Annotated in this window: 14 protein-coding genes; 5 read left to right on the top strand and 9 right to left on the bottom strand. The window is 46.1% G+C overall.

What is annotated here, in order from left to right; genetic code table 11:
• Window positions 1–42 precede the first annotated feature (42 nt).
• Window positions 43–2,193 (bottom strand): cytoplasmic protein, encoded by a 2,151-nt coding sequence (locus JNUCC31_RS28855; RefSeq protein WP_192266758.1) that lies wholly within the window; start codon window positions 2,191–2,193, stop codon window positions 43–45.
• 403 nt (window positions 2,194–2,596) lie between these two features.
• Between JNUCC31_RS28855 and JNUCC31_RS28850 the strand changes: the two genes are divergently transcribed.
• The gene (locus JNUCC31_RS28850) at window positions 2,597–2,836 is read left to right on the top strand and encodes a hypothetical protein (RefSeq protein ID WP_192266757.1); all 240 of its coding nucleotides are present in this window, start codon (window positions 2,597–2,599) and stop codon (window positions 2,834–2,836) included.
• A gap of 155 nt (window positions 2,837–2,991) precedes the next feature.
• Here JNUCC31_RS28850 and JNUCC31_RS28845 read toward each other — a convergent pair whose 3' ends face one another.
• From JNUCC31_RS28845 to JNUCC31_RS28835, 3 genes are all read right to left on the bottom strand, one after another.
• Window positions 2,992–3,957, bottom strand: a complete 966-nt coding sequence (locus JNUCC31_RS28845) for a sugar phosphate isomerase/epimerase family protein (RefSeq protein ID WP_192266756.1) — start codon at window positions 3,955–3,957, stop codon at window positions 2,992–2,994.
• Between the two features lie 95 nt (window positions 3,958–4,052).
• The gene (locus JNUCC31_RS28840; RefSeq protein WP_192266755.1) at window positions 4,053–5,237 is read right to left on the bottom strand and encodes an ROK family transcriptional regulator; all 1,185 of its coding nucleotides are present in this window, start codon (window positions 5,235–5,237) and stop codon (window positions 4,053–4,055) included.
• Between the two features lie 170 nt (window positions 5,238–5,407).
• Window positions 5,408–6,247, bottom strand: coding sequence for a YitT family protein (locus JNUCC31_RS28835; protein WP_062324740.1), 840 nt, complete (start codon window positions 6,245–6,247; stop codon window positions 5,408–5,410).
• A gap of 382 nt (window positions 6,248–6,629) precedes the next feature.
• Between JNUCC31_RS28835 and desA the strand changes: the two genes are divergently transcribed.
• The 3 genes from desA (at window position 6,630) to JNUCC31_RS28820 (ending at window position 9,529) form a co-directional block, all read left to right on the top strand.
• Window positions 6,630–7,688, top strand: coding sequence for a Delta(5) desaturase DesA (gene desA / locus JNUCC31_RS28830; protein ID WP_192266754.1), 1,059 nt, complete (start codon window positions 6,630–6,632; stop codon window positions 7,686–7,688).
• A 108-nt stretch (window positions 7,689–7,796) separates the two neighbouring features.
• Window positions 7,797–8,933 (top strand): sensor histidine kinase, encoded by a 1,137-nt coding sequence (locus JNUCC31_RS28825; RefSeq protein ID WP_192273404.1) that lies wholly within the window; start codon window positions 7,797–7,799, stop codon window positions 8,931–8,933.
• Window positions 8,930–9,529 (top strand): response regulator transcription factor, encoded by a 600-nt coding sequence (locus tag JNUCC31_RS28820; protein ID WP_062324662.1) that lies wholly within the window; start codon window positions 8,930–8,932, stop codon window positions 9,527–9,529. Before JNUCC31_RS28825 ends, JNUCC31_RS28820 begins: the two co-directional genes overlap by 4 nt.
• 135 nt (window positions 9,530–9,664) lie before the next feature.
• On the opposite strand, the gene JNUCC31_RS28815 is transcribed toward JNUCC31_RS28820, so the two are convergent.
• The 3 genes from JNUCC31_RS28815 to JNUCC31_RS28805 form a co-directional block, all read right to left on the bottom strand.
• The gene (locus JNUCC31_RS28815) at window positions 9,665–10,579 is read right to left on the bottom strand and encodes a hypothetical protein (RefSeq protein WP_192266753.1); all 915 of its coding nucleotides are present in this window, start codon (window positions 10,577–10,579) and stop codon (window positions 9,665–9,667) included.
• A 60-nt stretch (window positions 10,580–10,639) separates the two neighbouring features.
• Window positions 10,640–11,380 carry a polysaccharide deacetylase family protein gene (locus JNUCC31_RS28810; RefSeq protein WP_192266752.1) on the bottom strand — a complete coding sequence of 247 codons (741 nt, stop codon included), beginning with the start codon at window positions 11,378–11,380 and terminating at the stop codon, window positions 10,640–10,642.
• A gap of 401 nt (window positions 11,381–11,781) precedes the next feature.
• The gene (locus tag JNUCC31_RS28805; RefSeq protein ID WP_192266751.1) at window positions 11,782–12,285 is read right to left on the bottom strand and encodes a ferritin; all 504 of its coding nucleotides are present in this window, start codon (window positions 12,283–12,285) and stop codon (window positions 11,782–11,784) included.
• Between the two features lie 174 nt (window positions 12,286–12,459).
• On the opposite strand from JNUCC31_RS28805, the gene JNUCC31_RS28800 reads away from it, so the two are divergent.
• The gene (locus JNUCC31_RS28800) at window positions 12,460–13,713 is read left to right on the top strand and encodes an amino acid permease (RefSeq protein ID WP_192266750.1); all 1,254 of its coding nucleotides are present in this window, start codon (window positions 12,460–12,462) and stop codon (window positions 13,711–13,713) included.
• Window positions 13,714–13,775: 62 nt separating this feature from the next.
• Here the strand turns inward: JNUCC31_RS28800 and JNUCC31_RS28795 are convergent, their stop codons facing one another.
• Entirely contained in the window at window positions 13,776–13,895 is a 120-nt protein-coding gene (locus tag JNUCC31_RS28795) for a hypothetical protein (protein ID WP_017688846.1), read from the bottom strand.
• Window positions 13,896–13,995: 100 nt separating this feature from the next.
• On the bottom strand, window positions 13,996–14,253 hold the full coding sequence (locus JNUCC31_RS28790) for a YolD-like family protein (RefSeq protein ID WP_192266749.1): 258 nt from the start codon (window positions 14,251–14,253) through the stop codon (window positions 13,996–13,998).
• Between the last annotated feature and the right edge of the window lie 38 nt (window positions 14,254–14,291).

Below are 14,291 nucleotides of genomic sequence, written 5' to 3'. Positions count from 1 at the left end.
ACCATTTATATAATACGAGACCAGACTTCACGCACTCCATCCTTACAAAAAGTGCTCCAAAATACGTCCCTGTGCCAATGGTGTAATCACCGTACGATCCACAGCAGGTCCTTTGGTCAGATATTCCGCTACTTCGGCTACACGATTGGACTCCAGTTCCGCCGTAAACACAACATTCGCTGCACCCAGCGTCTCCACCAAGCTTCCACGCGCGGTGGCATGCAGCATGAATAAGGTGTACAGATCAGGACGTCGCAGCTCGGTCATGGCTCTTGCGATCGATGCGAGACCTGACTTCATGCTCTCTACATCACTATGTATACTAGGGAACTGCTCCAGTCCAAGGTCACACCATAACATACGGCGCTCCTGCAAATCTATAATAGCTGGCATACCTATATGTGCATCCATCGCCAGATCAATCCGGTCCTGTACTGGGGACACTTCAAAGATGTCACCAGACTGGGGCGTCTTTCGCATCATCCATCCTGCATAAAACTCGGACAATTCACTGCATGGGTGATCCGCAAACAGGTTAACCCTCATTACAATATAACGTGCCCCAAACGTACATGCAGAAGGCATATGTATATCGATGTACTCCGCCGCACCATCCGGTACAACCACAATATCGCCACTATGTAAAGCTTGAATATTATCCGACATTGGATGGACATAGGAAACCTGATCCAGATAGTACCAATCCGAATCGTATACCACACCGGACAGATCGATTTTCACACGTCTGGTAGAAACGGAGGCCCCACCGCCCTCTCTCCACCAAATAAAAAAGCGAACCGTATCACCGGCTGGTAAAGGGACCCATGATCCACGAGATAAAAATTTATGCGATTTGCTTACTGAGCCACTCCCCTGCGGTATCGTGTAATCTTGCAGTCTTTCGTCGATGTAGACATTGCCGAATGAGGGCAACTTCGCAAAGCGATTCAGCAAAACATCCTCCACTGCTGAGATGATTACATGAACATCCTGAGCATCCATGGGTGGTAAGGTCTGTGCAGAAACATACAGCTTGGCTATATTTCCTTTCGGAAAAAAGTACCTCCGCTCTTGAACATTCACTCTGGTCCGAAAATGAGTAAGTACATGGAGCAATGCAGGCGTAGAAAGTTTGTCTGCCACAGCTTCCAGTTTGCTCGCCACATCCCGCACTTCAACACCCGAACGAATCATCCGATCCAATTGCCGTACCATTACATCAGGCCGTTCAGCCAGTGTAGTCAGTATACGTGGAATATCCATTTGTTTAAAAGCATGCTCCACCCTGCCTAAAAAAGTAAACGGGCGTTCTCCAGAGCGTAACTGTTCAATGGCTTTCACCGCTTTTGGATAACGTTGCCGATACTCTCCCGGATGTAGTCGTTCAGCTAATCTTAGCCAACGTCCTTTGTAACGAAACAGCTCTTCCAACGGTTCGGGAACAGACTCTAACAAAGCAAGCAGCAAACGACGCTCAGATCGGTTGAATGAACGAAAGCGCGCGTTCCGCTTCAGACTGACATCACCATCGGAACAAGCTACAGCCAGCCGCAGTATGTCTGTTGCTGTTCGCAAATACCGCTGGAAATGCGCCAATGAAGCTCGTCCTGCACTTAACCTTGCGGCACAATAGACTGCTGCTTGCTCGTTTACAAGTATTTGATCCAGCTCGAACAGATCCCATCCATCATACTCCGTCGCGAACCAAATGAACTGCTTTTGTGCAGCGGGTGACTTTGGCGCTTTGGCTGCGAGCAAGTTCAGTCCGATTCGATGAAATTCAGAGTGATCACCGAGGTCGATCACACGAAGTCTGGTCTGGCCAAGCCATAATATCCGTTGATCTGGTTTGCTTTCCTGTATCTGAAGTGCCCAATAATGCATCAATGCGTTCAAGTAAAGCTCGCTCTCATGAATCGTCATCAGTTGATCAGGATATGTGGGAACGCTAAAGTTCCCCATAAGATGCCCACTCGTCATCTGACGGAGTTCCTCCATTACTTGATCAAACCAGAGCATAAATGATTCTTGTTCCCACGTACTCAGCATATCAATCATCCTAGTCGAAAATGTATATCCCAGCAACTCCAGATGTTTCAGTGCTGTCGCCAGAACACACTCTGGCAACATGCCATCGCTCTCTGTAATGATTACCTTAAGTTCCCTATTCAGATAGATTGAAAATAAGTCCATCGCCTGTAATCTCCCTGAAGATCATATATGTCTACTTTCTTTTCCATCCTACTTCTAACTTGCGACCAGCAAACGATCAAATTAATCATTCTGTATAAAAAAAAATCAGGAGAGCGGCATCCCTAATACTGAAATAAATGTTTAGAAGGAAGGAACGCCATAGCCTGATTATTCCATATTATATCCCAGAATTTTCGAAATTGGCAAATGAACAAATTAGTATAATGCCTCATTGCGGGATCACGCAAAAAAATTTGCGGAACCTCCCTCGTAAATACACGCTTACTACGGGGGCTCAGAAGCACTGGAGCTGATAGCTTATAGATACAGGCTGCAAATATAGGTCTGACCACATCTCAACACATATTACTGTACACATCTCAACATCACAAAGGAGTACTCCATGAAAATGAATCCCCATTCCGCAACCAGCCAAAGTCCACAACATCAGAGCCACAAACTGAATTACAAGTGGAAACAAACCGTAGCCAGCATCATGTTGATTGCATCCCTGAGCTTTACCACATTTACAAGTGTATCAGCAGAAGGCAAACCATCTTACAACCCTTTAAGTCCTCAGGAAACGGAATCGTTCCAGAATTGGTGCTGTAGTGAAAGGTTATCAGGCTGGCATTCTCAGTGACGTAACAATCCCTGGGAAGCGGTAAACCCCATCTTTTAAATACCAAAGAAAGCGGCAGAACACCTCTTCACCCCAAAGGTAAAGATCGTTCTGTACCGCTCTCTATATGGTTACCGATCCCATTTAAAGTTTTGAATTAAGAATGCCTGCCCAACTTAACTGCGCAGACGTGCCGCTTGACGCTCCGCAATACGTGCTGTAATTAACTTGTGACTCTCATCAATCTCTTCTGCTGTACAAGCAGCTTTTAACTCATATACCTTGACCGGTGAACGATCGATGATATCCAAAAATGAATCAAAGAATTTCATGTCCTTACTATGTATATAAGGACACCAATGATCCGACAAACCTACCGTTTCATGAATATGCACGCCAACCACATGGTCAATTAACTCATTCGCTTCACGTACATTGTCATAGAGTCCCATTCGGTCCATCATCATGCCGTGACCAATGTCATACCACAAGCCGAGCGGAGCCCCTTTCATTCGTCCGATGATCGTGCCCGCTTCCTGCAGCGTCGGCATCTGGTAACAGCGTGATCGGGTCTCAATCCCGAAATTCACCCCATACCCGCGCTGTTCAGACAACTCACACACTTCCTCCAAACTCTCCTGAATCCGTTTCAGGTAGTGTGTGCTGCCCGCCTCCCGCTTCTCAAACATCTCCTGCCATAACGATTGATAAGCTGGGGAATCTGGTCCTTGATCGTGATATATCTTTTTTAACGCTTCATCAATATTATATTCAAAAGGTACTTCGCCTGGATGCACCACAACCGCTTTTGCGCCATACCGATGAGCATATTCGGCTGAACGGAGCAGCAGTTCAATCGCCCGCTTCCGGCGCGGCTCATCGTCAAAACCGAGCAGAACCGAATCGGTTCCGTAATCGGGATCAGCTACATGCGGGAACGTGTTATGCACACTGGATATGCCGATTTCTCCCCGTTCAATCATCGGTTCAATCGTTTGCAGCAGCTCGTCAGTTACATTATAGTTCAGCTCTACCTGTCTGAATCCCAGTGATTTGATCTCCTCCATCATGCCCTGGCCTGTAGTGTGACGTTTGATGTTCCAGCAAGTCGAAAATGAATATTCCTTTTTGTCGGTAAACATAGCTGTGTTCCTCCTATATGCGATGTTAGGCCCTTACCATGTCTACTGTTTCTTCTCTATTTTACATCAGCCTCTCCGTCTGGCCGATGTTCAATTCAAATCTTAAGGTTCAACATTGTTTGTTGTAACGCCACCTGCACTGCCCCAATCACTACAGCCCGCTCGCCAAGTTTCGAACAGGTCAGGTCAGGTTTCGCAGGGAACTGCTCGGAAAGGATCTGTCTAAGCAACGGTAATAACACATCCCCGTTGCCCCCAATACCACCGCCTAGCACAATGAGATGAGGAGCGAGTACGACACAGATATGCCGCAGGGCAGATGCAATCATTCCGCTGTACTGCTTCAGAATCCGCATGGCCTGCACATCTCCACTCCGGGCAGCTTCGAACAACCTCTCTGGAGTCAGATGTTTACGAAGGTTTGTTGCTCCAGAATCATTCTCTGTAAGAAGATACGCATCCAGCTGATGGTTGGCGAGTTGCATCAGACCATCTGCTGACAATACATCCTCCAATCGTCGGTCATCACCCAGCCGCATTTCCGCAAGCTCACCCGTCAATCCCCCCAAGCCTCGAAGCAATTGACCATTAACCATAATGCCTGCTCCGGTTCCTGTTCCAATAGAGATAAAAACAAACAGATTCGATTCCACTGCTGCCCCATATGTGTACTCACCCAGCGCTGCCAGATTCACGTCATTCTCCAGAATTACTTCACAGGAAAACTTCCCAGATAATGATTCAAGTGAGAGTGCCTCTTCCAAACCCGCTAAGGGAGCGACAATCCGGTGGATGTCCCCTGAATCCGGCAATACAACGCCGGGAATACCAAAACCGATGCATTGAATCTGATCCCAATTCAAATGATTTTTGTCGAGCATTTCATCCATATGACTTTGCAGAACATCAAGAATTGACATCCTCGCCGACTCACCACTATGGTCCATCTGCATCGGATATGAACGATAGTCTATCATTTCGCCATTCAGGTCGGATAGAGCAATGCGAATTCGGGTTGCCCCCACATCTATACCACAAACATAATAAGCTGCTTCATTGAAACGGATCAGTGTTGCTTTCCGCCCCTGCGCATTGTCGGCTCTGCCAGTCTCCAGAACAAGATTGCGTTCGATCAGATGTTCCACCGCCGACGACACTGTGGGTTTGCTGAGTCCAGTATGGCGGCTGATATCTGCTCTGGACATCGTTCCATTTGCGATCAGCGCATCCAGGATCAGATTCTCATTCAGATTGCGAATATATCGCGGTGAACCCGCCACTTTATCGCCTCCTTTTCATAGTTAGTTAACTTTATTAACGAATTAAATTCAATATATCATTGCCTTTTACAGGTGTACAGCTTTTTGTCTGTGCGAACGGGTTTAAAATATAAAACAAAAAAGCCGCAGTGAAATTCACCGCAGCTCCCCGCTTCCTTATATATGTTTCATTATGATTTGGACAGCTCGATGAACCCTTCGCCAAATACGTCACGCACATCATGGATCGTTATGAAAGCAATTTCGTCTTCCGCTCGCACAATCTTTTTCAGCATTGGAACTTCTTGTTTGCTGATGACAATATATAAGATCTCTTTCGGGTTCTTCGTATAGTATCCATGACCAGACAGGACGGTGACTCCCCGATCCATCTTCTCAATGACCTGCTGGGCAATGGCATCCTGTTTGGTCGATATAATCGTGACTGCTTTTTTCGGATTGAGTCCCTCAATAATGAATTCCATCGTTTTGGTGCCAACGAACAACATGACAATCGTACACATCAATCCTTGTGGTCCTATAATGAAGAACGATGAGAACGCCACAATCAGATCGAAGAATAACAGTCCATAACTGATGTTCCAATCCAGATATTTGTTGGCAAGCCGAGCCAGAATAACCGTCCCCGCCGTTGTGCCGCCTACTCTAACAATCAAGCCGATACCCAGACCAGCAAATAATCCACCAAAAATGGTATTGATCCAGAGCTCGTCCGATGCAATCGTCCAGCTCTCGGTCAAATGCAGGAACAGCGAGTTGAATACCACCGCAATAATCGTATACACCGTTGTCGTTCTGTCCAGAAACTTGTATCCCACAAGTAGCAAAATACCATTGAGGAGCAAGTTCATTAGTCCTGGAGACCATTCAAAGAGGTAATACAAAATAATCGTAATCCCCGTAACGCCGCCTTCAGCCAGATCATTCGGGATGACGAACAGGTTTACTGCAAGTGCAAACAGAAATGCACCCGCCATAATAAATAGAATATCCGTTATTCTTTTTTTCATCATGCACTCCATCCAATCCATCAGAAAATCAACCTATCAACCATTTTCATAAGTTGTCATAATCACTCAATGATAGATTCTACCATGCCACGAACAAAATTTGTATACATAATACAAATTGTTGCGCGAATTGTACAAAGGACTCTGAAGCCATTCCGTTCAGAACTCCTGATTCAGAGGCAGGATCAACATACATACATGACAAATGTCATGTGTCATCATGGATGTTTGTCACTACACAGGACTGACGTTTATGACTTACCGTCATGGTCAGATTATTTTACAATGAGACAAAGGCGAACACGGAGAGAGGATCATCATTCCCCGGAAACCGCCGCGTTACCACCAATATGGCTGTAACGATGAAGGAGGACGTACGTCTATGAGCAGAACCAAAGAGATGGCGCTAAAAAAAGAAGTTACCCCTTATGAAAAAAATAATCTTCGCCTGAGTATCCAACAATTAGTGAATTCCATACTGCCACTATTACTATTATGGGCCGCCGCGTACTATAGCCTGTCCGTGTCCTACTGGTTGACATTCCCCATTGCCCTCGTAGCCTCGGGATTTGTACTTAGAACGTTCATCATCTTCCATGACTGCTGTCATGGCTCATTCTTCAAAAGCAAACGTGCCAACGATATTCTCGGTACGATTACAGGTGTATTAACCCTGACGCCTTACCTGCAATGGAAAAACGAGCATTCCATTCATCACGCAACCAGCAGCAATCTGGACAAACGTGGTGTTGGCGATATTTGGGTGATGACAGTGGAGGAATACAAAGCTGCTTCTCCTTGGGGCCGCCTCTTCTACCGTATTTATCGTAATCCGCTTGTTATGTTTGGTATTGGACCCATTTATGTATTTTTGTTCGCCTACCGTTTTAATCGTAAAGGTGCAAGACGTAAAGAACGCATCAATACTCACCTGACTACATTGTTGATTGTTGCGCTCTATGCCTCCTTGTGCTGGTTAATCGGCTGGCAGGCTTTTGTATTGGTGCAGGCACCCGTCTTTTTCTTCTCCGGTTTCTTCGGTATTTGGCTGTTCTATGTACAGCATCAATTCGAAGATACGTACTTTGAACATGAAGACGAATGGAGTTATGTAAAAGCAGCCGTAGAAGGTAGTTCATATTACAAATTGCCAAAACTGTTGCAATGGATCAGCGGCAATATCGGGTTCCATCATGTGCATCACTTGAGTCCCCGTGTTCCCAACTATTATTTGGAAGAAGCACATAACGCAACACCGCCTTTGCAGAAGGCTACAACAATTACACTGCGTTCCAGCTTGGCTGCTCTGCGCTTCCGTCTGTGGGACGAAGAATCCAAGCAATTTATCAGCTTTAAAGAAATTAAACGCTCATCCCGCAAGCCTTACGTTCAACCGCCAATTCGAGTAAACAATCAAGCGGGTCTGACAGAGAAGCCTTAACTCTGTCGGATTCGTTTTCTTGTATTCTGGCTGAAATTTATGCTAAAGTCAGGCTAAGTTGGAGTACAATGCAAAAGTTTGAGGAGGAGAATTTACATTCAAAAGTGGATGCAGCTCTTTTATAAAAATACAGGTTTGAATCCCTATGTATGGCTCGTCTTTTTCATCCTGCCCTTCTACTATATTTCTCAATATTCCAAATTGTGGCCGATGGTCGCAGGCATTTTCATCATCCTTTTCTTCTTCGTATGTTATCTGCTTGCTTTCATCACAAAGGGATGGCAGGTCTATATGTGGATTGGACTGCTGATCGCGATCTCGATCACGATGACCATTGCTTATGATTACGCCTACTTCTCATTGTTTCTTGCTTTTTTTATTGGGAATATTAAAAATAAAGCCGGCTTCTTCACGCTCTATTCAGTGAATCTGGCAGCCAGTTTTCTAACCATCAATTATAGCTTCATCAAGCAGAGCACTCTGCTGCTCAGTCAGTTCCCGTTTGTATTCATAAGTCTCATGGCATCCATTCTGCTTCCGATCAGCACGTATAACAAAAACAACCGTGAACAGCTGGAAGGCCAACTCGAGAATGCCAACAAACGGCTGGATGATCTGGTGAAAATGGAAGAGAGACAGCGTATCGCTCGCGACCTGCATGATACGCTTGGACAAAAACTCTCTTTAATCGGTCTGAAAACAGACCTCGCAAAGCGTCTGCTCCGCCTGAATCCGGATCAGGCCGAGATTGAATTGAACGACCTGAGACAGACGGCAAGCACAGCTCTGAAGGAAGTTCGGGAAATGGTAACGACCATGCGTGGCACCCAATTGGTGGATGAACTGTTCCGGGCCGAACAGATTCTGAAGGCTGCTTCCATTGAATTTGTACTGGAAGGAAACCCGAAACTGCAGGATACATCCCAATTGAATGAAAATGTGATTGGCATGTGTCTGAAAGAAGCCGTCACAAATGTGGTCAAACACAGTCAGGCGACGGAATGCACCATTCGTATAGAGGAGACGCCGGCCGATAATGTATTAACGGTTCAGGATAACGGTGTTGGAATAGAACGTACCCGCAAGCTGGAACGGCGCGGTACAGGAATTTTGGGTATGAAAGAACGACTTGAGTTTGTGAACGGATGTCTGGACATTCGCTCCGGAGCAGACATGGAAGGTACAGGCATTATTATCCATGTTCCCAAGCTGGTTCGCAAACCGATAAAGGAGGTTGAACAATGATCAGAATCGTAATTGCCGAAGACCAGCGCATGATGCTGGGGGCCTTGTCATCCCTGCTCAATCTGGAAGAGGATATGGAAGTGGTTGGACGCGCAAGCAATGGACAGGAAGCTCTTGCTCTTGTCAAGGAGCATTCACCTGACATCTGTCTGATGGACATTGAAATGCCTGTCAAAAGCGGTCTGGAGGCCGCTGAAGAACTCAAGGGCATGCACTGTAAAGTCATTATTTTGACCACCTTTGCCCGAACCGGTTATTTCGAACGTGCCCTGAAAGGCGGTGTACGCGGTTATCTGTTAAAGGATAGCCCGATTGAAGAACTGGCAGAAGCCATCCGTCAGGTCATGAATGGAAGACGTATCTTCGCCCCTGACCTGGTAGACGAGGCCTATGTTCAGGAGAATCCGCTGACCGAACGCGAGAATGCCGTTCTAAACCTAATGGCAGACGGCAAAAACACGAAAGAAATTGCCGGACATCTTTTTATTACAACCGGCACGGTGCGGAATTACATCTCCATTATCCTTAACAAGTTAAACGCGAGTAACCGGATCGAAGCGATTACCCGCTCCAAGGAAAAAGGGTGGTTTAAATGAAAGTACCGCTTTAACCCACTGAAACACAAATAAGCAAGGTACATCATGCTATGATGCACTTTGCCTTATACATGAATGGGCTGGCCTGGAGCACTCACTCCGGGCCAGCCCATTTCTATTTCTTTTGAAACCAGGTTATTTAACGGAAACAACCATACCCAGTGCATCAAGTGGTACCTGATTGGTATGCAACTGATGAATTTGCTTGCCATCTTGCCAGGAAATCGTTACATTGACGCTTTTGCCACCACTCGGGTATTCCACATTTACGAAGCCTTTATCCTTCGGTACTGGCAGTGTATGTGATTCCAGGTAGTCCACCATCTTCTTCGCAATACCAGGATTATTCATCTTGTCCTCGGAAACAGAACGAATCTGAAGCGTCCACCGGCCTTCCTCCCAGGTTAAATACTGGCTGCCCGCTGCGCCTTCAACCATTCCTTTGATACCATGTCCCAGATCCACTTTCATGTCCTTTGGTATGTCTTTCAGGTCTGTCTCCGGGAAAATATCTGTACTGTTCGGGTCTTTATACGTCTTCACTTCATAAGAAGCCAGAACCGGCACCTTGCTGCCAGAATCCGTCAACGAAGCATCATTAACTGCAACAGGTTGATCCGTAGTATAGAAGTTTATCCGAAAAGCTTCTGAAGCATTCGAAGGGATCGATGCAGTCAGGTTTTTCCCTTTAGCCAGAGTAAACGAAGTCGGCAATGAAGCGTTTTTCATTTTCAACTGACTACGAATATCCTTAATGACCTCGTTCACACTTTGCTGGCCTTGACCATTACTGCCCGTTTCCGAATTCGATGCCGATGTCCCGCTTCCTGCAGAACCTTCCGTGCCCGTTGTTCCGGTTGTATCTGCTCCACTATCTTTCGTTCCGTTGGAGAAATCCGCTCCCCCACTACCCGACTGTGCCTGTTCACCAACCGCAGGGGGCGTGTTGTCTGGCGAGGATGACTTGGTATCCTGACCTCCACACCCCGCAAGAGCAAGCAGCACCGCTGTCGTCACTGGAATGGTTTTCCATAGTTTAGGTTTACTCATGTTGTTGTCCTCCTTGAAGCCTGTATTGGAATCCGTATATCTATTTCAAGTCTGCACGTATTAGCGTTTGTCATTCCAAAAATTCACTGGCTGTATTTTCTTGGTGAGCACTTCAAACTGGTACCCTTCTGCTTTCAGTGTCTTTAACACTTGTGGAAGTACCTTCAATGTTGCTTCCTGGTCATGCATCAGTACTACCGGAGTTGTTCCACCCTTTTGCACATTGTGAATCTGTTTCATTACGCTGTTGTAAACTTTCTGATGATCCTTCTTATACTTCCAATCCTCGGAATCTACATTCCAATCCCACAGATGGAATCCCCCCTGTCCCAGCAATACATTGCGGTATGCGGACTTGAGATACGGCTTGCTACCGTACGGGGTACGAACCAGACTTGTTTTGACTCCAGCTACCTTATTCAGACTTTCATTTGCCTGTTGCATTTCTTTCAGTCCACTGTACGCAGATTTATAAAATTTCCCAGGAACATGCGTTACACCATGCAGGCCCAGTCCATGTCCATCTGCAACAATGCGCTTGGTAGCCTTTTGAAACTTCTCCATCTGAGGTCCGAGCATAAAGAATGTCGCTTTGGCCTTATACTGGTCCAAAATATCCAGCAGTTGTCCCGTATGGGCTGTTGGCCCATCATCAAACGTCAAATATATGATCTTGGCATTCGCTTTATTTCCAGCATTCTTGGATGTGGATGATGCAGCTGAAGCCGATTGCGGCAATAGAAATGGGATGATGAATAGAATAGCGAGTGCGGTGATGAACGTTTTACGAATATGTAGCATAATAAAAGTCTCCCTTATGTCTTGTATTTCCCCGGGTGTCTATGTATCTCTCATTGCAGCCCTTGGCGATAATCCTAATACTATCAAAAAGGTTGCGTCCCATTCTCGTTTCAAATACTACGTTCGAGTTACACTTTTGTCAGATTAGCCAAAAAAAATAAAACGAAATTGATAGATTTGCTCGAAAAAGAACATCCGAAGGGATAGATCAATGTTGACATATATTCTATTAACCCAAATGGTGGAATCTGATAGATGGATGCCAGGAAATAATTTAACGCACGTCGGAATTACACCTATACTGGAATAACAAAAAAAGCCTGCCAAAGGCAGACTTTTCATATGTAAATCGATTTATTTCAAGCAGGGATAGTCCATGTCGTTATTGCTTTCGTCCCCTGTTACTCCGCAGGAGCGGTGAACGAACGCTTGCCAAACTCAGCGTCCAGCATGTAGAAGGCATTGCTGTCTTTCTCGATACGGCGTAATTTCTGAATGATATTGTCAAACAAAGCTTCCTCTTCGACTTGCTCGTCAATAAACCATTTCAGGAAATACATCGTGGCATGTTCACGCTCATTCAGGGCAATATCAGCCAAATTGTAGAATTTCTTTGTGTTTTGCTGCTCATGTGCATATCCGTGTTCGAATACATCCAGCATCGAGGAATATTCATTCTTCGGCTCCGGCAATGCATCAAGAGTTGCCCGTTGTCCACGGTCATTCAGGAATTTGTATATTTTCATCCCATGGAACCGCTCTTCCTCCGCCTGCACGATGAAGAAATTCGCAAATCCATCCAGGCTTTTGCTGGAACAGTATGCAGCCATCGCAAGATATACATGTGCCGAATAAAACTCAAAGTTCATTTGTTCATTTAAAGATTGTGTCAGCTCTTTACTCATCAGAAATACACCTCATTCTTTCTCTAGGGATGGTTTTATTCTATCATAACGACAACTGGACTTACATTGATTTTTCTACATAATTCGCCAATGACTGAATGAGTCTCTTCCTATATAATTACATAGTTCTCGCTCCAATATCATTTCATTCTGGAAGGCAGGCCTTTATATTTCATGAACTCATCTACGCAGCTCAAAAAAACCATAGGTATGCCGCAAGCTGTTGCGCTTTATATAAGTGCAGTTCTCGGTTCAGGTGTCCTGATTGTACCCGGACTTGCTGCCGAACTGGCAGGCCCCGCTTCACTCCTCGCCTGGGGAGGCATGGTGTTACTGATTCTTCCGCTTGCCTTGTCCATGGGGCTACTCTCAGCACGGTACCCCAACGCTGGAGGCGTGTCCCATTTCGTTACTCTCGCTTTCGGACAACGGGCAGGAGCCTTAGTTGGCTGGTTCTTTCTAATGTCTGTTCCGATCGGCGCCCCCGTTGCATCTCTGACAGGAGCAGGTTATATGACGGCTGCACTGGGCCTCGGTGAAGGATACAGAACAGCTATCGCTGCTCTGATGCTCGCAGCCGGACTGATCATTAATATCGTGGGCATGCAGGTCGCTGGCAAGGTGCAGATCGGTGTTGTGCTGGCGATTATTGTCGTGCTTGTCATGGCATTTGTATTCGCTATTCCACATATGGAATCCATACATTTCACACCATTTATGCCGGATGGTTGGGTAAGCGTTGGTCAGGCCGGAGCCATTTTGTTTTGGTGTTTTATCGGCTGGGAAGCCGTTTCGCACTTGTCAGAAGAATTCACGGACCCGCGAAAGGCCGCCATTAAGGGCGTAACCATCGCAGCCATCATTGTGGGAGTGCTCTATTTCCTGACTGCTCTGGCAACTGTAGGTACCCAAAGCAACCTTCATGGCGGAGCTGATGTCTCCCTTGTATGGATTATTAGTCAGGCCCTCGGCTCCTGGGGAGGGATACTTGCCGGGTTAACTGGCATATTTATCTGCACCGCTACGGTTATTGCTTATGCTGGAGCCGCATCACGGGTTGCCTATGCACTTGCAAGACAAGGAGCCGCCCCACAATGGATGTCACACTTGTCCAGTCGGTACCATACACCGGTAGCAGCAATCGGGTTCCTAGCAGTCTGCTTCACTCTGGTCCTCTGCATTTATGGATCTGGGCTTGTATCACTGACTACACTCATTCAGCTGCCCAATGCAACGTTCATTCTCACCTATCTTGGGGGATGTGCAGCTGGAATTCGATTACTCAAGGGCAGTCGTACTGGAGTATTGATCAGTTGGATTTCTTTTGTGGCGACAGCAATCGTATTCCCGTTTGCGGGATGGGCTGTTCTATATCCTGTCGTAATCGTTGTCCTCTACGGACTCTTCAGCCGCAAACGGCAATTCTGAATATGAACAAAAAAAGCTCTGCCATCATGGCAGAGCTTCTTTCATTCAATGAGAATGACCTTTTATACCAGGAACGCTTTGGAGATGATAACCAACAGGATGAACAGAACCAGAATGGCACCTACAGAAGTGAAACCTCCGTATCCGTAGCCTCTTGTTTCTCCACCTAATACTTCGCTCATTGACCGTACCTCCTCTGCAACAGGTATGGGTTATCTTATGCAGAGAGAACGTTTTTGACAGGGCGGATGCCCTATTTCAGATGTTGTTTTAAATCTTCGTTCAGTACCGTGGAGAATCAATACGCATAATATCAAGGAACGGCACTTTGGCCGTCAATTCTTCCTCTGTATACTCCACATGCACAAGCCGAGTACGTGAATCCAGCTTAATAATGATCCCATGTACCTGGTCTTCCTTCCCCCATACAGTCAGCAATACTTCCGAACGTTCATGAAATGCTTCAACTAACCGATTCCCCAACTCTTCAAGCTCAAACTCGTCCCGGGTAGGTCTTTTTGCAACTTTTGCTTTTGCCAATGTAGCGGCCTCCTCTATAGCTAATCCGACGTCCCGAT

The organism is Paenibacillus sp. JNUCC-31 (genome assembly GCF_014844075.1).
Classification (GTDB): Bacteria; Bacillota; Bacilli; order Paenibacillales; family Paenibacillaceae; genus Paenibacillus.
This window is presented reverse-complemented; position numbering and strand designations above follow the sequence as displayed.

Bases quoted from the DNA above. Each gene is read 5' to 3' on its own strand.
- JNUCC31_RS28815 (WP_192266753.1), bottom strand. From the start codon at position 10,579: ATGAGTAAACCTAAACTATGGAAAACCATTCCAGTGACGACAGCGGTG.
- JNUCC31_RS28845 (WP_192266756.1), bottom strand. From the start codon at position 3,957: ATGTTTACCGACAAAAAGGAATATTCATTTTCGACTTGCTGGAACATC.
- JNUCC31_RS28810 (WP_192266752.1), bottom strand. From the start codon at position 11,380: ATGCTACATATTCGTAAAACGTTCATCACCGCACTCGCTATTCTATTC.
- JNUCC31_RS28850 (WP_192266757.1), top strand. From the start codon at position 2,597: ATGAAAATGAATCCCCATTCCGCAACCAGCCAAAGTCCACAACATCAG.
- desA (WP_192266754.1), top strand. From the start codon at position 6,630: ATGAGCAGAACCAAAGAGATGGCGCTAAAAAAAGAAGTTACCCCTTAT.
- JNUCC31_RS28855 (WP_192266758.1), bottom strand. From the start codon at position 2,193: ATGGACTTATTTTCAATCTATCTGAATAGGGAACTTAAGGTAATCATT.
- JNUCC31_RS28800 (WP_192266750.1), top strand. From the start codon at position 12,460: ATGAACTCATCTACGCAGCTCAAAAAAACCATAGGTATGCCGCAAGCT.
- JNUCC31_RS28805 (WP_192266751.1), bottom strand. From the start codon at position 12,285: ATGAGTAAAGAGCTGACACAATCTTTAAATGAACAAATGAACTTTGAG.
- JNUCC31_RS28835 (WP_062324740.1), bottom strand. From the start codon at position 6,247: ATGAAAAAAAGAATAACGGATATTCTATTTATTATGGCGGGTGCATTT.
- JNUCC31_RS28820 (WP_062324662.1), top strand. From the start codon at position 8,930: ATGATCAGAATCGTAATTGCCGAAGACCAGCGCATGATGCTGGGGGCC.
- JNUCC31_RS28795 (WP_017688846.1), bottom strand. From the start codon at position 13,895: ATGAGCGAAGTATTAGGTGGAGAAACAAGAGGCTACGGATACGGAGGT.
- JNUCC31_RS28825 (WP_192273404.1), top strand. From the start codon at position 7,797: ATGCAGCTCTTTTATAAAAATACAGGTTTGAATCCCTATGTATGGCTC.